The sequence below is a fragment of the Coleofasciculaceae cyanobacterium genome (assembly GCA_036703275.1).
Classification (GTDB): domain Bacteria; phylum Cyanobacteriota; class Cyanobacteriia; order Cyanobacteriales; family Xenococcaceae; genus Waterburya.
Genome location: DATNPK010000025.1, coordinates 51485 through 70294, shown reverse-complemented (window position 1 = coordinate 70294; position 18810 = coordinate 51485). Strand labels below are relative to the sequence as shown.

The 18810-nt window shown below is 40.4% G+C and carries 18 protein-coding genes, 1 tRNA gene and 1 pseudogene; 5 read left to right on the top strand and 15 right to left on the bottom strand.

What is annotated here, in order from left to right; all coding sequences use genetic code 11:
* Positions 1 to 113: 113 nt before the first annotated feature.
* The 10 genes and pseudogenes from V6C71_05495 to V6C71_05450 all read right to left on the bottom strand — a co-directional run bounded on the left by V6C71_05495 (position 114) and on the right by V6C71_05450 (position 10639).
* Positions 114 to 635, bottom strand: coding sequence for a hypothetical protein (locus V6C71_05495; protein HEY9767950.1), 522 nt, complete (start codon positions 633 to 635; stop codon positions 114 to 116).
* Positions 625 to 1650 carry a UDP-glucose 4-epimerase GalE gene (galE, locus tag V6C71_05490; protein ID HEY9767949.1) on the bottom strand — a complete coding sequence of 342 codons (1026 nt, stop codon included), beginning with the start codon at positions 1648 to 1650 and terminating at the stop codon, positions 625 to 627. Before galE ends, V6C71_05495 begins: the two co-directional genes overlap by 11 nt.
* 50 nt (positions 1651 to 1700) lie before the next feature.
* Entirely contained in the window at positions 1701 to 2675 is a 975-nt protein-coding gene (sds, locus tag V6C71_05485) for a solanesyl diphosphate synthase (protein ID HEY9767948.1), read from the bottom strand.
* A gap of 985 nt (positions 2676 to 3660) precedes the next feature.
* Entirely contained in the window at positions 3661 to 4497 is an 837-nt protein-coding gene (gene murI, locus V6C71_05480) for a glutamate racemase (GenBank protein HEY9767947.1), read from the bottom strand.
* Positions 4498 to 4597: 100 nt separating this feature from the next.
* Positions 4598 to 6439 carry an N-acetylmuramoyl-L-alanine amidase gene (locus V6C71_05475; GenBank protein HEY9767946.1) on the bottom strand — a complete coding sequence of 614 codons (1842 nt, stop codon included), beginning with the start codon at positions 6437 to 6439 and terminating at the stop codon, positions 4598 to 4600.
* Positions 6440 to 6736: 297 nt separating this feature from the next.
* Positions 6737 to 8143 carry a cation:proton antiporter gene (locus tag V6C71_05470; protein ID HEY9767945.1) on the bottom strand — a complete coding sequence of 469 codons (1407 nt, stop codon included), beginning with the start codon at positions 8141 to 8143 and terminating at the stop codon, positions 6737 to 6739.
* A gap of 169 nt (positions 8144 to 8312) precedes the next feature.
* Positions 8313 to 9001: pseudogene (locus V6C71_05465) on the bottom strand (IS1 family transposase).
* 163 nt (positions 9002 to 9164) lie between these two features.
* The gene (locus V6C71_05460; GenBank protein HEY9767944.1) at positions 9165 to 9323 is read right to left on the bottom strand and encodes a hypothetical protein; all 159 of its coding nucleotides are present in this window, start codon (positions 9321 to 9323) and stop codon (positions 9165 to 9167) included.
* Positions 9324 to 9699: 376 nt separating this feature from the next.
* Positions 9700 to 10371, bottom strand: coding sequence for a tRNA (guanosine(18)-2'-O)-methyltransferase TrmH (gene trmH, locus V6C71_05455; protein HEY9767943.1), 672 nt, complete (start codon positions 10369 to 10371; stop codon positions 9700 to 9702).
* A 194-nt stretch (positions 10372 to 10565) separates the two neighbouring features.
* Positions 10566 to 10639 (bottom strand) — tRNA-Arg (locus V6C71_05450).
* Positions 10640 to 10709: 70 nt separating this feature from the next.
* Here V6C71_05450 and moaC point away from each other — a divergent pair.
* From moaC to V6C71_05435, 3 genes are read left to right on the top strand one after another with little or no spacing between them, the layout of a single operon-like run.
* Entirely contained in the window at positions 10710 to 11216 is a 507-nt protein-coding gene (moaC, locus tag V6C71_05445; protein HEY9767942.1) for a cyclic pyranopterin monophosphate synthase MoaC, read from the top strand.
* Between the two features lie 55 nt (positions 11217 to 11271).
* Positions 11272 to 11523, top strand: coding sequence for a 2TM domain-containing protein (locus V6C71_05440; GenBank protein HEY9767941.1), 252 nt, complete (start codon positions 11272 to 11274; stop codon positions 11521 to 11523).
* Positions 11523 to 11822, top strand: coding sequence for a DUF3181 family protein (locus tag V6C71_05435; protein HEY9767940.1), 300 nt, complete (start codon positions 11523 to 11525; stop codon positions 11820 to 11822). The genes V6C71_05440 and V6C71_05435 overlap by 1 nt, the downstream gene beginning before the upstream one ends.
* Positions 11823 to 11952: 130 nt before the next feature.
* Here the strand turns inward: V6C71_05435 and V6C71_05430 are convergent, their stop codons facing one another.
* Together V6C71_05430 and V6C71_05425 are read right to left on the bottom strand one after the other, a co-directional pair.
* Positions 11953 to 12819 (bottom strand): dienelactone hydrolase family protein, encoded by an 867-nt coding sequence (locus V6C71_05430; protein HEY9767939.1) that lies wholly within the window; start codon positions 12817 to 12819, stop codon positions 11953 to 11955.
* A 201-nt stretch (positions 12820 to 13020) separates the two neighbouring features.
* Positions 13021 to 13224: a hypothetical protein gene (locus tag V6C71_05425; protein ID HEY9767938.1), complete on the bottom strand. Its 204-nt coding sequence runs from the start codon at positions 13222 to 13224 to the stop codon at positions 13021 to 13023.
* Between the two features lie 172 nt (positions 13225 to 13396).
* On the opposite strand from V6C71_05425, the gene rsmH reads away from it, so the two are divergent.
* The gene (gene rsmH, locus V6C71_05420; protein ID HEY9767937.1) at positions 13397 to 14281 is read left to right on the top strand and encodes a 16S rRNA (cytosine(1402)-N(4))-methyltransferase RsmH; all 885 of its coding nucleotides are present in this window, start codon (positions 13397 to 13399) and stop codon (positions 14279 to 14281) included.
* Between the two features lie 208 nt (positions 14282 to 14489).
* Here rsmH and V6C71_05415 read toward each other — a convergent pair whose 3' ends face one another.
* Together V6C71_05415 and V6C71_05410 are read right to left on the bottom strand one after the other, a co-directional pair.
* Positions 14490 to 14744, bottom strand: a complete 255-nt coding sequence (locus V6C71_05415; protein ID HEY9767936.1) for a FeoA family protein — start codon at positions 14742 to 14744, stop codon at positions 14490 to 14492.
* Positions 14741 to 15109: a ferrous iron transport protein A gene (locus V6C71_05410; protein HEY9767935.1), complete on the bottom strand. Its 369-nt coding sequence runs from the start codon at positions 15107 to 15109 to the stop codon at positions 14741 to 14743. Before V6C71_05410 ends, V6C71_05415 begins: the two co-directional genes overlap by 4 nt.
* 317 nt (positions 15110 to 15426) lie before the next feature.
* Here V6C71_05410 and V6C71_05405 point away from each other — a divergent pair, with 317 nt between their 5' ends.
* Positions 15427 to 16974, top strand: a complete 1548-nt coding sequence (locus tag V6C71_05405) for a mercuric reductase (GenBank protein HEY9767934.1) — start codon at positions 15427 to 15429, stop codon at positions 16972 to 16974.
* A 158-nt stretch (positions 16975 to 17132) separates the two neighbouring features.
* On the opposite strand, the gene glpD is transcribed toward V6C71_05405, so the two are convergent.
* Entirely contained in the window at positions 17133 to 18791 is a 1659-nt protein-coding gene (gene glpD, locus V6C71_05400) for a glycerol-3-phosphate dehydrogenase (GenBank protein HEY9767933.1), read from the bottom strand.
* Positions 18792 to 18810: the final 19 nt, after the last annotated feature.

The following is an 18810-nucleotide window of genomic DNA, read 5'->3' as shown; positions in this document are numbered from 1 at the left end:
AATATAATCTACAAAGATCGGTGATTATATTTAACTATTTTAATAGTTAGCTAAAGTAAAGAAAAATAATTCATTTATGGCGAAAATGTAACGTCAAGATTATGATTGACGAGCTAAGGTGTTAAACAATAGGCGTTAATTTCTCGAAGCAGGTTTTGCTGTATTTCACCCGCTTGTTCTGCATCTCTGCGAGCAGACTTAAGGGTTGACAAATCCATGTTTTCTCTGGCTCGCACGGCATCATTAGTAGCCTGAGCATAAATACGATAAACAGTGGCAAATTTATTTTGATATTCAATTAATTTACTGTCATTGATATGCAACGCTTGAATCTGATCCGCGGCTCTATTCATTAAACTGGCTGCTTCCAACCAGCTTTTTACTTCTACTGGCTGTTTATTGTTGAGATAGCTAAAGTTGTGACTATTTTCTGCCACACTATGGGCAATCTGAAAAATTGGTTTGCATTGAGTAACTCTATTTTCCCTACAGCCATAAAACACAAAAGCTAATGCTAACCCGAAACAAACTATTAGTATGTTGGTTTTACTACGGTACTTTAAAGCAATATGATGATTATGGCGGCGAGTAAATTTGTCGCCGACTACGTTTCTTTTTCTGCCCTCATCCTTCATTCTTGCTCCTTTCTATTTCTCCGTGTCTTTTCTGATGCCATTGCCAAGCATGACTGATAATTTTTTTCAGATCGGCATAATTTGGATTCCAGCCCAACATGGTGCGAACTTTTTCACTACTGCCAACTAAAATAGGTGCATCTCCAGGGCGGCGATCGCTTTCAATAACAGGAATCTCTAAACCTGTCACCTGACGGGCAGTTTCAATTACTTCTCTGACTGAAAAACCATTCCCGTTACCTAAGTTGAATATTTCTGATTCTCCCCCAGACAGCAAATACTCTAAACCTAAGACATGAGCATCAGCTAAATCGTTAACGTGAATATAGTCTCGTACACAAGTACCATCAGGAGTGTCATAGTCAGTACCAAAAATGTATAACGATTTACGCTTTTTGAGGGCGGTAAGTAAAGCCAGAGGAATTAAATGAGTTTCTGGCGTATGATCTTCGCCTAGTAGACTACTTGGATCTGCACCGCAGGCATTAAAGTAGCGGAATGCTACGGACTTTAGGTCAAAGGCAGTATCAAAGTCGCTTAAGATGCGTTCTACCATATCCTTGCTTGCTGCATAAGGACTAAGAGGATTGTGAGGATGATTTTCGCTCATGGGGACTTCTTTAGGCATCCCGTATACCGCACAGGTAGAAGAAAAAACGATCTGATTAATTCCATGTGCCAACATTGCTTCTAAAAGATTGAGGGTACTAGCAACGTTGTTACGATAATATTTTCCTGGCTCGTTGACCGATTCTCCTACAGCTATATAAGCCGCAAAGTGCATTACTGCATCAATTTTATGAGTAGTAAATAAGTGATCTAATAACACGCGATCGCTTGTATCACCAACCACCAGTTTTACCTGAAGTACATCTTCAACTATTTCTCGATGCCCGTAAGATAAGTTATCTAAAATTATGACATTATAGCCCGCTTTTTTAAGAATCAGCACCGCATGAGAACCAATATACCCCGCACCGCCAGTAACCAAAATAGTCTGATTTCTAGATGACACCCGCCTTTACTCCTTAATCGACTCTAACTAAGTTACTAACTTAACCTGAATTAATATATACGGCTAACAGCGTAATTAGTTAATTCATGAAGAGCATCTTTGGAGTCCGAAGCAGCTAAACAACTGAGATTTTGTGCAGCTTGACGAGCCAGATCCTTTGCTAGCTGACGAGCCTGTTCAATTCCCTCACTATTTTTAATTAATTCTAAAGCTTTACTCAGATCGTCTGGCTCAGAAAATTCTCTTTCGATTAAAGTTTTTAAATAAGGCTGTTGTTTGAGAGCATAAAATACAGGAGAAGTTAACTTCCCACTAGCTAAATCTAGTCCTGCTGGTTTGCCCAATACTTCAGTTGAGCCAGTAAAATCTAAAATATCATCAACAATTTGGAAAGCCAGTCCTAGATTGCGACCATAACTATAGAGATCTTCAACTATTTCATTGTCAGCATCACTGAGTACGGCAGCAGCTTTAGCACTATTAGCCATTAAAGAAGCGGTTTTATAGTAAGTCTTATCTAAATAGGAATCGATCGACGCATCGATATCAAAACGATTTATGCTTTGCATAATTTCTCCTTCGGCAAAATCCCTGATTACCTCGGACAGAAGCTTGACTACCTGTAAGTTATCTAAATTGGCGAGATACCATGATGATTGAGCAAAAAGAAAATCTCCAGCTAATACAGCAATTCTATCGCCAAACAAATTGTTAACTGTTTCTACATTGCGACGTAAATCAGCTTCGTCTACTACGTCATCATGTACTAAACTTGCAGTATGAATCATTTCGGTAATTTCTGCCAAACGGCGATGGCGCGAAGTTAGCTTTTGATCCGACATAGTTGCCCGGGAAACCAACAAAACGATCGCGGGTCTAATTCTTTTACCTCCTGCATCAAACAAATGTTCGGCAGCGGCACCCAAAATTGGATGGCGCGCACCAATCAATTGCTTGAGATTATCTGTCATAGTGTTGAGATCATTTTCAACGGGTGCTAATAAAGAAGTAGTAGAAGATGTCATTGTTAAGCCAGGTCTGGCAAATAATTTATTTAAGAAACTTTACATATTATTGTACTTATTTTAAGGGAAGCTCAGCTAATAACCAACCATTAACTTCGCAAGTAGCTAAAAATTCGCCTTTAATTTAGATGCTATACGTATTTAATCGCAAATGTTTATGTTATGCTAATAACAATAAGTTTTTATAAAATTAGCGTTATCTTAAGCAGTGCGATCGCATCAATAGCGTTAACAAGATTAGCTAGTACAGCCACCTAATGATTGGCAGTTTTCTAGCCTACATAATTTTTGTAAAAGAGTATTGACCAACGGTCACCCGCAGGCACCTTCGTTTTACGGAGGTGTACGGGTGACTGGCATTAGTAAGATTTGCTCTTATTAATTTATTCGAGCGTATTTTGTTGTCTACCGACTAAGCTGATTTGGTAATTGGGGATAAGCAATTTACTTGTGGATGTGAGGATTTAAAAAACTAAAATATTCAGTTGTTAAAGTTATTGTCTGATAATTTTCTGATCAGATAATTAATTCTTAATCAGGACGTTTTTCAGAAAGGGCAGTGAAGACCTAGTTTCTGATGAGCGGTTTTTGTAGTAGTCAATCAAAGCTAATACAAAAGGTCAGCCATAGTCCGAAATTTAGCTCAAAAACAACTTTTAATTCTACTGAATGATCTTTGGTTTTATAGGGTTATCTAATAAAAAGCTAATTTCATCGAGCCGACACTACCAATGATTTATCTAAATTTACCTATTTTCATTTTGTTTTTGGCTTTTATTTATCTTCTAATTATCTATGGCTTGCTCAAAATAGCAGAAACACAGAAGCGGTAAGAAAATATTATTTCTGATAGTTCTCAAGATACTAGCCAGGGAATTAAAATTCCTTAAAGCATAGAGTTAAAAGTGAAGGGTACGGTACTCCGTTCGCCAGTCTTGTTATGTCCGTGCGGAGTAATGTTCGCTGCTTTGCGCGGTCAAAGTTTTTAATCAATGGGATTAAGAACCATTATTTCTGAAGCTGATTTTTGAGTTTTAATTTGTTTAACCTGGGGATAGTAACCCAACCACTGTTGAGATAAACCAGCAAACTGTTGAGGAGAGCCGCTGACGTAAAAGCGAGTGGGGAGAGAGAATTGATTATTGCGCAGTCCTAATAAAGATAATTCTTTTTCCGCAGCCACTACAATGTGTTCTGCTGGATCGATAACCTGTACTGAAGCGGGTAACAAAGCGCGGATCGTTTTCTCCAGGTGTCTGTAGTGAGTACAGCCATAAATTAAAGTGTCAATTTGCTCTTGGATGAGTGGAGCTAAATATTGTTGCGCCATTTGACTAGTGTAGCTGGTATAAAGCTGATTTCGCTCGATCAAACGGACAAATTCAGGACAGGCAATTTCCCAAACCTTAGTTTGAGGACTAATTTCTTGAATTGCCTGACGATAAGCATGACTTTTAGCGGTAGCAGAAGTAGCAATTACACCGATTCGCTTTCCATGTTTGACGGCAGCTTTCGCGCCAGGCAGAATTACACCTAAAATGGGAATATCGTATTCTTTTCTGACCGTTTCCAGCGCTAGAGCCGAACTAGTGTTGCAAGCCATAACGATCATCTTGACATCTTGGTTACACATCCAGTCGAGAATTTCGCGGACAAACAACAAAATTTCTTCGGGCGATCGCGTTCCATAAGGCAAACGAGCCGAATCAGCAAAATAGAGCAGAGACTCGGTAGGCATCTGGCGATACATTTCCCTTAATACGGTTAATCCCCCAACCCCACTATCAAACAAGCCAATGCGCTGATGTAAATTTTTAATCATTGATTTTGATTTTAAATTGTTAGATCTTTGTGTAATCTCATAGAAATGAAAATGAGGAATTTTGACTTAGATCGACTATCACAGTAAAAATACTTGTAGTTTACAGATTGTTCTGTTTAATATACTCCACAATTCCTCTGGCGATCGCCTCTGCCATTTGGCGACGATGGTTAGGATCTTTAAGACGAGAAGAGTCAACTGCACCTGTCAAAAAGCCTACTTCTACCAACACAGCGGGCATAGTTGAATGCCGCAGAACATAGAATCTGGCTCGACGAATACCGCGATCGTCGATATTGACTCCATTGAGGATGCTCCAATGAATTATTTCTGCCAGACGGCGACCACTTTGATAATAGTAAGTTTCTAAACCATTGACATCAGGACGACTCAGGTTAATTGCATTAGCATGAATGCTGACGAATAAATCAGCATCAATATCATTAGCCATGTCAGTCCTGCCCTCAAGACTGATAAAGTTATCCGTATCCCTGGTCATAATGACCTCTATGTCCTGCTTCTTTAAAATTTCAGCCACATCTAAGGAAATTGGCAAAACTAGATCTTTTTCCTGAAAGCCACCAATGCCGATCGTGCCTGGATCGTCTCCGCCGTGACCAGCATCGATAATTATTTTAGGGCGATCGCTAGGAATAACAGGAGGAATTTCTCGTTCAAATATAGTGTCTTTGGGAGCTTTAGCAAATCCTGGAGGCAATAAAGGAGCATCCATTGGGGGGAGTGGATCTACTCCGATCTCAATTGGTAAAGCAATCTTTTGGTCTTCAGCACTAAGCTTTCCGAGGCGATATCTCAATCGGGTCGTGATCTCTAAAACTACTCGAGAATTTTCCTGACGTACCTTGAGTTCAGAAATAGGGCTACCAGCTTCTAGTTCAGGACCTTGAAAGTCTTCTGCTAGCTCCGCATTATCGATGGTAATTTGATAAATACCGTTGCTTTGTCGAGATACTACCGCAGATAGCTCATCATCGGCATTAATTAAAAATTCAGAATCATCTACTAGCTCAATCGATGAAATTGAGCTCAATTCTTCACTCAGCTCTAATTCTGGCTCAGTTTCCGTTGCTTCAGACTGAAAATCGGCGGTATTCGCAGCGGTGGTAGAAGTAGGTAATTTTTCTACTGGAATTAATAATAAACCTTTGATGCGGCTAAAAGTTGCTCGCCAGTCAGGACTGTCTTCGGTCACAGTTAGACTCATAACAGCTTCTTCATCATCCGTCTGCTCAAACTCAATGCTAGAAACGCCATATTGATCGAGCTCTATCGACTGAGCCACTAGTTCGTCTGGGAGAGTGATGCCTTCGAGAAAGAAATCAATGCGATCGCCATCTCTTTCTGAATCAATTTTAATTTGACGATTACCATCAATGTCAATAAAAAAGCCATTTTTGGTGGCTTTAATATGCGAAGAACCAGTACGGGTTGCAAGAGATTGTCCCTCTTCTAAGCCAGGCAAGGCAGTTGGCATCTCTATTTGAGGTAACTCTAATTCTTGAGTGTCACCATCATCAGATGAAACAACACGAGACACTTCAGGCTGTGGCATTTCTACCTCCCAATGAGTCGGGGAGACATCGCGAAATTCAATTTCGTCGGCATCAATATTGTAACCAGGGGCTAATTCCACTACGATCCGAGAAGTATCCGGCTCTGGTTGTCCAATGCGAAATCCGCTCACTGGGCCCTGGTAGCTTTCTTTAACTGTTTTTCGATCTAACACGGTTCCTGGCAAATTGATTACCAGTCGTGTCGGATTACTGAGCAGCTCCGCTTCAGGCTGTACTCCCTCGTCGGTCTTAAAAATTAAATTATTGTCTTGTGATTCAAATTCCCAAGATACAATTTTTCCTGCCTTAGCGGGAGAACAAAACAGAAAAATACCTATAAAACCCGATAATAGCCAGTGAAATCTCACAATTATTGCTCCTCAAACACAGTAGATAACTGACTTTTCAGATACGGTTAGCCAGGACTCCCATCTAAAACAACACAAGCACCAACAAGAACGTAGTACCAAGTTTAACTGCCTTAGGAAGAGTGATCGAGATCCTAAAATATTTTCAGTTAATCCGATTAGAAATCTATAATACCCATTCTTGAAGTTCGATCTATCGAGACGTAAAAAGAAGCAATTTGGTTTCATAAATTACTGGAGACTAATTTCACAGGAACTCATAGATGTCTTTGCGCTCAGCTTCGCCTAATTATGTTGTCATTCTTGAATTTTGTCCACTGATTGACTTATGGATTCTGTCTCATTAAACACTAAGCGCAACAGTGGAGGGGCAACAAATGTAGTTGTGATTACCATGACGATAATGGCTGCTTCTGTCGCTTCTGATAAAGCTCCGCTGGCTGAACCCACTCCTGCAAACACCAAACCGACTTCTCCTCTAGGAATCATGCCGACACCGATAGCCAGTTTGTTTAAATTGGGATTGCCAAATACGGTAAATCCCGTAATAACTTTACCCAGGATAGCAACCAAAATTAAAAATGTGGCAATAATTAATCCTTCACGGTTGCTAGCAACGGTAGGATTAAGAACGCTCAGGTCAGTTTTGGCACCTACGCAGACAAAAAATATTGGTACGAGAAAATCGGCAACAGGGATAATTTGTTCTTCCAATTCCTTGCGCTTATCGGTTTCGGCTAAAATTAATCCCGCAGCAAATGCCCCCAAAATACCTTCTAAATGAATTGCAGTAGCGATATACGATAGCATAAAAGCAAATATTAAACCAGTTAACAATACTTCACCACGGGTTTTCATTTCGTTAACTAACCCGACGATTAAAGGACTAACTAAGCGACCAAGTAAGATTGAACCAATCAAAAATACCGCAGCACTGATAACTAGATAAACAATATTGGTAATTTGAATTTCTCCTGTTTTGACTAAGCTAGCCACTACAGCCAAAATTACGATACCCAAAATATCATCTAGTACCGCAGCACCAATGATAATTTGACCCTCTTCGGAACTCAGCTGACCTAACTCGGCTAATACCTTAGCGGTAATCCCAATACTGGTAGCAGTTAAAGCAGCCCCCGCAAACACAGCCGGTATTACTGGAGTATGGAAAATATAGATTAAACCAACTGTTCCCGTAACGAAGGGAGCAACTACCCCTACTACTGCAACTACAGCAGCGAATGGTCCGACGCGGATTAATTCTTTAAGATCGGACTCCAAGCCTATTTCAAATAAGAGAATGATTACTCCTAATTCTGAGAGTAAAGTAATGACCTCACTTTGAACAGCGAACACTGAGGTTGCCGATTCAGTCTTTAATCCTGCGGTATTTTGTAAAAAGCTAATGATTAAAGAATCTTCGGCTACACTACCGCCTTCTGGAAAAACTAATAAACGAAACGCGGAAATACCAATTAAGACTCCGCCAACTAATTGTCCTAGCACTGGAGGTAAATTGATGCGGGAACAAATTTCTCCCCCTAATTGACTGGCAAAATAAATGACAACCAGACAAAGCAAAACCCCAGCTAGGATTAAAGTACCTTCTTCCGCATCAGATTCGGTGGCAGCTTCTGTGGCAGCAGCAATAAGAGGCGAACCACTCAACCAGTTCCAAGTCAACATATAAATAATATCGGTCATATTTTCGGCTAAAATTTTTCTCTAATTTATTAGCTTATCGTTATCCTTCGTCATGTGATGTTCACCAGGTAAATTGAGACAAATAGAATATTTATCAGTCGATAGTATCGATATTGGTGTGCATAATATACAGATATTGTGAATAAACAGATTAAGAGCAGCGGTAGTCCTAAAGGTGTAAGGAAGCATTGTAGTAATCTATAAAATACCAAATAGCCCCGCTCTGATTTTCCATCTTTTTGGAGAATGATCAAGTTTTTCGGACTAATCGAGAAACTCTTGGGCGTAAAGTGCAATTGAACCTTTCAAGATCATTAGTTTTGCCTGTTTCTTTCTCTACCGCTCGATGGCGTTTTGAAGGAATGACTGTTTTGTAAGCGTACCAGAAGTCACGCTTGGCAAACAGCTCACTGTCGATAGACTGGAGGTAAGGACTTCCATAGTTTTCTCGCTCCATTTCTGCTGCGATGGCGCGGAGCGCACCAGCAAAGCTGATCGCCAATATAAACACCAACAATTTATCTGGTTTGAGCATCTTTAGCCAACCAAACCGACTGTTTGTTACCTTTGTTAGTCACAAATGACCAAATTTCAGCACACTCAAGTGCTAATTTGCCTTTTTTTTGGCTTTTGCTTTAGTTGGCCGAGGAACTGAGGCATATATTATCATTGACTTACCCTTGCAGCCATGGCTGTTAAACGTCTGTAACTGGCGCCAATTGCTGTCAAGGGAATCTTCTCCAATAAAAGCTGGTCAATTAAATCCTTCGTCGATTGGCTTATAATCTTTTGCTGTCGGTTCTCTACAAACTGTCTGCCACAGTGACGGCACTTGTAATTCTGTTTACTATTATGTATTTTGCCATTTTTTACAACGTGCCTTGATGTGAATCAAGGACAATTTATTGACATCCTAATCCGCCTGCTATTTTCTCTATCCTTACATCTTTCGCACTACCAGAGCAGCAACTGTTAGCCAAAAATTAGCCGAAAATTAGAGATCCTAATCAAAATGTTGCTGTTAATGAATGCTGTTTTGCAATATTTCTAAAGTATCTTTGAGCATTTTAGTTTCAGAGAATTTCTGTACTTGTACTCTTGCTGCTTGGGCCATTCGGGTCATCGCCAGAGAATGAGTCAAAGCCCAATTAAGTTTTGTTGCAGCTCTTGGCGATCGCATCGGGACAAGCTGAAGCTAGACGACTGCTATATTTAAACTGGGTAGAACAATACCTAAGCGAACAACAGATAATAGATTGAGAAGTATGGCAGTCTCTCAAACATTCGCTCTTTCCCTTCCGTCATCCAAAGCTTTATCAATTAGAGACTAACTATAAACAGGCGATCGCCAAAAGCAAAAGCTCGATTAAACAATTTGTTAAATTACTATTGCCCAAACAGATACGTTATTTAGTTCGCAGCGCGAAAATCCGCAAACTACGCTGGAAAAATTCCCAGCTTTAAAAAAATTTACAATTCCCAACATCATGTCGGGTATTAATTCTATCGAGCGCCATTTAATCTGGTGTCAAGCAAGATAACTGACAATAAATATATTACTTGATTTTATTTGTCGAGCGATCGTCTAAAATTTCTCCTTGTTCTCCTAGTTCAGGATAAGGTTTTCCTTGACGGCGATACATAGCCGCCAGATCGGGATAACTCCATTCAAAAACCACCTGTCTGTAGGTTTCTGAATCTAAACGAACTTGCTCGTATAAACCAGCCTGTAGTCTTTGGCGTTGAGCTTCAAACAAAATTACTGCGTTGGCTACAGAGACATTGAGAGATTGAACCATTCCCTGCATCGGAATAATAATATGTCCATCTACCAAATCCGCCGCTTCGTTACTTACGCCCCATTTTTCTGTACCCAAAAGGATAGCTGTCGGTTGAGTATAGTCAACTTGGCGATAATCAATAGCCGTGTCGCTTAAATGAGCAGCATAAACTTGGTGACTGTGCTGTTGAAGATGTGCGATCGCCGTTCTAATATCGGCATGAAAATGTAGCTTTATCCATTTTTCGCTTCCCTGAGCAACTTGAGAATAAGTTAGAGTGTCGCTATGGCGATTAACGGCATGTACGGCAAAAACTCCTACCGCATCGCAGGTACGGATAATAGCTGATAGATTATGAGGTTTATGAACATTTTCAGTTAAAACTGTTAAATCTGGCTGTCTTTGATTGAGAACCTGCTTTAGTCTTTCATATCTTCTAGGAATCATTTAACTATAATTATGATCGTCAACTCTTTAATATTTAACGATAGTAGCTACATTAATTCCTAACAATATTGCCCAAAAAACTAGCTTTATGTTACTAACCATAACTTGCTTGTCAATAGACAAAAAATACCTGATGGCTCAAAAACTCGAATCAACGAAGCTAATTTACATCAGGCATTATTTATATTTTATGATGAGCGAGAAGGGACTTGAACCCCTGACCTTTTGGTTCGTAGCCAAATGCTCTAATCCACTGAGCTACTCGCCCTTAGCTGAACTGTAAGTAATTTACTTACTCAACCCAACAGTGTTCAATATTAGCAGAACTTAGTATAGCAATGCAAGAAAAAAATCAGTTTAATTGTTTATCGCATCTCAACGATCGCGGTGAAGCTCAAATGGTCGATGTTTCAGACAAACCAATGACTCGTCGCCAAGCCGTAGCAATCGGTAAAATTAGCATGTCTTCAGAAACTCTAGCCAATATTGAAGCGGGAAACGCACCCAAAGGAGATGTATTAGGTACGGCAAAAATTGCGGGAATTATGGCAGCGAAACAGACGGCAAATCTCATCCCTTTATGTCATCCATTACCAATTCATCAAATTGAAGTAGAGATTACGCCCGATCGCAGTTTACCTGGATATAAAATTCAGGCGACTGTTGTTACCAAAGCTGAGACAGGAGTAGAAATGGAAGCTTTAACTGCTGTCTCGGTAACGGCATTAACCCTCTACGATATGGCTAAAGCACTAGAAAAATCGATGCAGATTGAATCAATTTATCTTTTGAGTAAGACTGGGGGAAAATCAGGCAATTATTTAGCTGGAGGAATGAGCAGCTAAACAGATACAATGAAAATATCATTCTCTATGTATATTTGATATTTAGTAATTGCCTATGCCTCCTCGTTGGCCTCGTGAACCAGACCGTAAAACCGACCCAGAATTTCGCCGTCTAGACGATTTAATGAATTTTGCGATTCATGTTGGTATTTATGCTGCAAGTAATTCTGGCTTATGGTTTGCCCATAATTTAAAATCGGCAGAATGGCCCTGGTTACTGTGGGTAAACGGTATTTGGTTTGGCATTTTAGCTCTACACTTTATCTATATTAAAGCGATCGCAGACTATACATCAATTAAAACCTAATGGCTACTACACAAGACATCGAAGCTTTAGCAGCTCAAATTGGCGAAAACATCTATATGGATATTGCTAAGTGGCATTTGTATCTAAACGATGCTCATCTGCATACTGTTGTGGCAGAGAAAGTTTATCCGATCTTAGAAGCTAATTCTTTAAGTGAAGACGCAGTTACCGCTATTTTACAGGATATTCCCGTGAAGCTTGGTGGTGGAAAAACTGAGTTGACTTTAAATGAATTATTACCAATGCAGTGCAAAATGACTCTTCTGGATTTATTAGAAGAATATCAGAAAGATCTGTAAACTGTTAACAATTGCTCTGACTTTTGTGTTTGTAGGTTGGGTTAGTGCTAACATAACCCAACAAAAACTGCCATAAAGTTTAAAGTTTACGCATTTAACGCTCCAAAAGCGATCGCCTTATTCTTTAGACTTAACTCAAATATTCATTTAAAAACTCGGTAGTTTGCTCCCACGCTGCTTCGGCTGCTTTTGGAACGTAGTATTGACCAGAGGGATTAGCAAAGGCGTGTCCTGCATTTTCGTAAACTAGGATTTCTGCTTCTTTGTCTAGCTTTTCTAGAGTAGTTTGCAACCTTTTAACTGTCTCTAGAGGAATGGAACTATCATCTGCGCCAAATATGCCTAAAATTGGCATTTCTAAAGTGCTTAATTCTTCAGTTGTGGCTTTTCCTACATCCCCACCATAATAAATTACTGCTGCATCTAATTCTTGAGGAAATAATAACGCTGTTTCTAATGACCAGCTACCACCAAAACACCAACCAATACTGGCTACTTGAGGAGCTTGTTTTTCTTCTACTAAATAATTGTAAGCTTTAGTAATATTTGCTTCTGCACCGAAAGGATTATCTGCTACTTGTTTCACTAATTGACTAGCTTGCTCTGGAGTGTCGGCTACCTGTCCATTATATAAATCTACCGCTAGTACCTGATAACCTTCTCCCGCTAATCTGCGTGCCATTGCTTCGATATTTTCGTTTAGTCCCCACCATTCATGAATAGCTAGAATGCCAGGAAGTGGCTCAGTAGAGTCTTCAGGATAGGCATAGTAACCGTTAATCTCCTGTCCGTCTATGGTGACGTACTCCACCGATTCTGTAGCTACAGGAACTTTAGGTTCTGCTTGAGCGATCGCTGTGGGACTGGGATAGTCATGACTATGTGCTGCTAACACTGTTGCTGTTTGGGGCTTAGCCCAAGACATTCCGACGCTTAATAGCAGCGTCACGATAAATATTATTGCCAAAATTAGCTTATGCTGACCAATTCGATTCATCTTTCTTTCTCCAGGTAAACATCAATATTCTATGTTTTTTCGCTGTTTTTTTACTGGAGAAAAAATAATCTTGTTGGCAACAAAAACTTAGCTATCTTGTTTATAAAGATAACTACCAGAATAAGCTCATTAAAAAAGTAGCTTGGATTTAACTTTCCCAACGCTTTAATAATCAAGAATCTGGAGCGCGGTAATTCTTTCTTATTTCATCGGGTTAAGTTTAATATTTTGAGGTTGATAGATTGTTGGAGGAGCAGGTTGTGGGTTGCTGCTAAACGGAGAATTCGAGGCAATCATCACTAGGGGTAGAGTTAAGGTAACTACCGCAACTCCCGTTCCTAAGATTCCTGCCCACCTATGACCAGGAGGGTCTTCGACTTTTCCTGGGCGTTGGCTAACTTCCATATATGAATATGATAAATTCAGCTTTATCTTGATAAAGAGTTGGAAAAAGTAGAAATAAAAAATACATTTTATTCTCTACATTGACCATTGTAACCGCAAATTTCAAATAAATTAGTATCTTCCAGGACTTAGGTTATAGAATCTTAATCAAGATTTGTAGGAGAGAAATTTAGTGGAAACACAGAAAGCACCAGCATTTAATCATCGTTCTGTGTTGAGTCGCGAATTAATTGCCGGATTAGATCCATCGCCCGAAGGTATATATTTGGATGCTACCGCCGGAGGTGGTGGACATAGTGAATTAATTCTCGCTCAAGGAGAAAACCTGAAGCTAATCGCCATAGATCGAGATGAGACGGCGATCGCAGCAGTCAAGGCTAGATTAGCCGATCATTATCCCCAGCAGTTAAGTTTTTGGCAGGGAAATTTTGCCGACTATCAACCAAATGGCATATTATTTGAGGGAATTATCGCCGATCTGGGGGTAAGCTCACCTCAGTTAGATATTGCCGCTAGAGGCTTTAGTTTTCGCAACACTGCACCCTTAGATATGCGCATGGATCGCAGCAGTGGAATTACCGCAGCCGAGATTGTTAACCACTGGAAGGAAGTGTCTTTAGCCAATTTAATTTATGAATATGGAGAAGAAAGATTTTCGCGCCGTATTGCTAAAACGATCGTACAAAAACGCCCATTTAAAACTACGACAGATTTAGCTGAAGCGATCGCCTCTACTGTTCCTGGCAAATATCGTCATGGTAGAATTCATCCTGCTACCCGAACTTTTCAAGCATTACGTATCGAAGTTAATCAAGAATTAAAGTCTTTAGAGAAATTGATCGATCGCGCTCCTCACTGGCTCAAACCAGGAGGTAAAATTGGCATTATTAGTTTTCATAGCTTGGAAGATCGCATTGTCAAACATCGTTTCCGCGATCACGAATTATTAAAGGTGATTACCAAAAAACCGATTACGGCTCAACCAGACGAACAACGAGCCAATCCGCGATCGCGATCGGCTAAACTAAGATTCGCTCAAAGAAAAGAAGAAGGATAAAAGTACCACGTTTCCATAGTAAAGTTAAAAAATCTGCCCAAGTACACTAGAAGACGAGAAGATAATACTTCTGACTTCTGACTTTATGCCCTAAAGAATATGCCCGTGCATGATTTGCGACGCGAAGCGGTATGCTTTAGCATACCGCTTCGCGTCGTCCTAAAGGACGGCGGAGTAATCTCTGACTTTTGACTTCTGACTTAATCTTTTAAATATCTTCTTCAGTAATGGTTTCAACACAAAGTGCATTTACCTCTGGTTTAGAAAGAGTGATAATTTTCTCTTTAAGCATAATTTGTACTGCACCCTGAGGCAAAGCTAGGTCGAGCACCACGAAAGAAGTACCTGGTAATAATCCCTGAGATATGAGTTTCCCAACGTAACCACCATAAACCCGACTGTATCCTGCAACAATAGCTACCGAACCGATTGGTAATTCTGAAATGCTAATCGCTATTCTCATAATTTTGTATCATCAACCAAAGTCACAATAATTTTCTGAGCAATCTCCGCGCCGATGCCGATTAATTTATTATTAATGCTAATCACTACAGAGCCATTGCTAGTTTTGCTAACTAGCTGCACAATTTTTCCAGGTTTGAGCCGTAGATTTTTTAGTTGACGAGACAAATTGCGGGGAACGTGAATTTGATCGATCAGTGAAAAGTTTCCGACATCGATTTGACTTAACAAGTTGCGATTAGAAGGGAGATGTCGCTCCTTAGTTAAATCCACCGATGTTGTTGAGGCATTGCCAATAAAGATAAATTTAGGTAGCTGCTTGAGCTTCGATGATGGCTGGTATTTGAGATCTATAGCGTGAGTCATAAACAAAATTTATTGAGATAAATTACTATTTAGCTTTCCCTTACTATAGATATATCGTGATTAGTGCTTGTTGACAATCTTTTTTAAGTAGATTTAAGAAGTTCTGAGCAATCATCTTTCCCATGTTGCCGTATTAGCGCAGATAAAATGTTGCCAAACACTCTGTTAGTTTTTGGCAAGAAAGTTAACAGGATATCAATCTGCATTGATTATAATTTGATCGAGATGTCCATTATCTATATGGACTTAATTATTACTTGAAGAAACGGATTGCAAAGCAGCTAATGAAGTTTAACTTTTAATTATTGAGGTAGCTAATGACTCAATTCTCTGTCGATCCCGTTACGGTTCTACCGATGGATACCTATAATCGAGAGTTGATCTCTAATGTCCATCCTCCAGATTGGCAAAATCCAATTCCAGCAAAGTGCTATAACCTGGTAGTGATTGGCGCAGGTACAGCGGGATTAGTTACTGCTGCTGGGGCATCCATGCTGGGGGCAAAAGTGGCTCTGATCGAGAAACATCTTATGGGTGGCGACTGTACTAATGTAGGTTGTGTTCCCTCTAAAACCCTAATCCGCTCGGCAAGAGCCATCTCTGATGTTTTGCAGTCCCACCGCTTTGGGGTGCAGATCCAGGAGGGAGTACACGTCGATTTTCCAGCCGTGATGGAGCGGCTGCGTCGAGTACGAGCAGAAATCAGCAAAAATGATTCGGCTCAACGAATGCATGAGAAATACGGTGTTGATGTGTTCATTGGGAAAGCTGAGTTTTCAGGTTCAGATACAATTACCGTTGCTAATCAGACCTTGCGGTTTAAGAAAGCAGTGATTGCGACGGGATCTAGCCCAGTCCAACTTCCGATTGAAGGGCTTGAAGCGGTTGGATATCTCACAAATGAAACGGTCTTTAACCTGACGACTTGTCCCAATCGCCTTGCTATTATTGGAGGTGGATACATAGGTTGTGAATTAGCCCAAACTTTTCAACGTTTAGGTTCACAAGTAACGCTTTTACAACGAGGATCGCGAATTCTGGAAAAGTCCGATCCAGATGCCTCTAATCTGATGCAACAAGTGTTTGTAAATCAGGGCATTAATGTAATATTAAACGCTCAGGTTCAACGGGTTGAGAAGCAAGGAACTGAGAAACTGATTTACTATAGTGTGGACGACAACTATCAATCTATCCCCGTTGATGAAATTCTAGTTGGAGTCGGGCGATCGCCCAACATTGAAGGATTAAACCTTGATAGTGTTGGCGTTGACACAGATCGAAAGAAAGGTATTTTAGTCAACGATTACTTGCAAACGTCTAATCCGCGGATTTATGCTGTGGGCGACTGCTGTATGAAATGGAAATTTACTCATGCCGCTGATGCTGCCGCACGGATTGTCATTCAAAATGCACTTTTTTCCATCTTTGGTATCGGTCGCCGCCAGCTCAGTCACTTGACAATGCCTTGGTGTACCTATACCGATCCAGAGATTGCTCATGTTGGCATTACAGCGCAAGAGATCCAAAAGCGCTCTGATGAAGTTCGTACCTTCTATATATCACTGGATGACGTCGATCGGGCGATCGCCGATGGAGAAACTACGGGCTTTGTTAAAATTCATGTGTTAAAAAACCGAGACCAAATTCTGGGCGCAACTCTTGTTGCCCGTCATGCTGGAGAAATGATCGGTGAAATCACGTTGGCAATGGAGCAGAATTTAGGGTTAGGTGCGATCGCCAGTGTAATTCATCCTTATCCCACCCAAGCGGAGGTGATTCGCAAAGCCGCGGATGAATATAGCCAGAGTCGCTTTACTCCGTTCGTTAAAAAGCTAACTTCTACCTGGTTGCGATGGCAGCGTTAAATCAATTCAAAAATATGCTGGTACTAAATGATCGCCAAATTATATTGATCGTTTAGTATCCAGACAATTCTAATGGCGTATTGCGCGTAGGTTTCCACCCGAACCGTATTTTTAATGAATTTGGGTAGTGTCGTAATTGCCAGATTAGTTGCAACCATCTACAGCTGATAATCAGGAATACAGTTTTGCTCCATAAAAAAGCGATAGTCGGCACAGGCGCGATCGCTTTGTGGCTGAGTCCAACCGCAGTATTGTTGCAAAGTTTCAATGATTACGGGTAATAAATCCATGCCATAATGACCATTCATTGCCAACGTAGTGCGACGGCGCAAAATATCTACTAAAGTATGGGCGGACTCGCTATCGACAGCATAAACAATCTGAGCTTTGATATCAGGCAATTGTGAGCTAAGAAGCTCGCCTAATTCCTGATTTTCCTTGGTTAAGGCTAAAACCTCTAACGCCTTGGCACCATAAATTGAGAATAAGTGATCGATAGTATTAACTGATAGGGTTGGAGTATAATCATCAATTGCCTGTTGAATACGCCGATCGCTCGGCAGAATGCTGCCTGGCAGAGGTAGAGAATCGGTTTGGCAGGGTTTTGGCGATCGCTTCATCCTTTTAAAGATTGCATCCACTATTTCTTCGCCTACGTTGCGATAGGTAGTTAGTTTACCGCCAATTAAAGTTAATAAATTGCTGACTCCTTCCTTGCGATGGTCAAATATAATGTGCTTGCGGGTAATGCTGCCTGGTTTTTTGCCCTCAGCGTTTGGTAAAGGACGTACTCCAGAATAAGTAAACTTAATATCATCCCGCTTTAATTTAGCAGTCGGAATAATACTATTAGTTTCCCTCAATAAATAATCAATTTCTGCATTGTCGGCTTTGAGATTATCAAGATCGTTATTATAGGGTATATCTGTAGTACCAATAAGATACATACCTAACCAAGGAACAATGAAGAAGGGGCGACCATCAGATTTTGCTTCAACATAAAGAGTTGACCCTGGTGCGCCAGGAAATTGACCGACGACAATATGACTGCCTTTTGTTCCACCATTTTTTTTTGTATCGCCAATAGGATTTTTTTGCCCTGCTTTGCTACCCAATTGACAAACTTTATCAATCCAGGGGCCTGCGGTATTAATAATTACGGCATCAGGGCTGCCTGAAATGGTAAAGCTTTCTCCAGTCAACTTATCTTTACAGATAACATCGCTAATGCGGGAATTTTTAATCGGTAATTCAGTAACTTCAACGTAATTTAAAGCAATTGCCCCTGCATTCTGCGCCGAAACAATATTTTCCCAACAAAGACGCTCTGCTAGAGTTACCTGTCCGTCATAATATTGTGAACCGCCGACTAAGTTTTCCTCATCAAGTGAGCGAAATAGCTGTTGAAACTTCGCTTTGGGCAACATTCGATGCACGGGTAAAGTTTTATCAAAGCTAAAAACATCATAGAGAATCATCCCCGCCCAAATCTTCCAATAAGGGCGAGAGCGATTGCGATAGATTGGAATTGTCAGCTGTAGGGGATTAACCAGATGAGGCGCAGTGTGGAGTAATATCTCACGCTCTTTTAAGGACTCCCTTACCAAAGGAAATTCAAAATATTCCAAATAGCGTAAACCGCCATGAATTAGTCGGGTAGACCAGCTGGAACTCCCGCTAGCAAAATCGTTTTTCTCAACTAAAATTGTGTTTAAACCTCTTAAAGCAGCATCCCTAGCGACACCTGCGCCATTAATTCCCCCTCCAATAATAATTACGTCGTAATCAGTCCGTTGAATTTGAGCAAAATCTCGCATAATGCTGGTTATTTAAAAT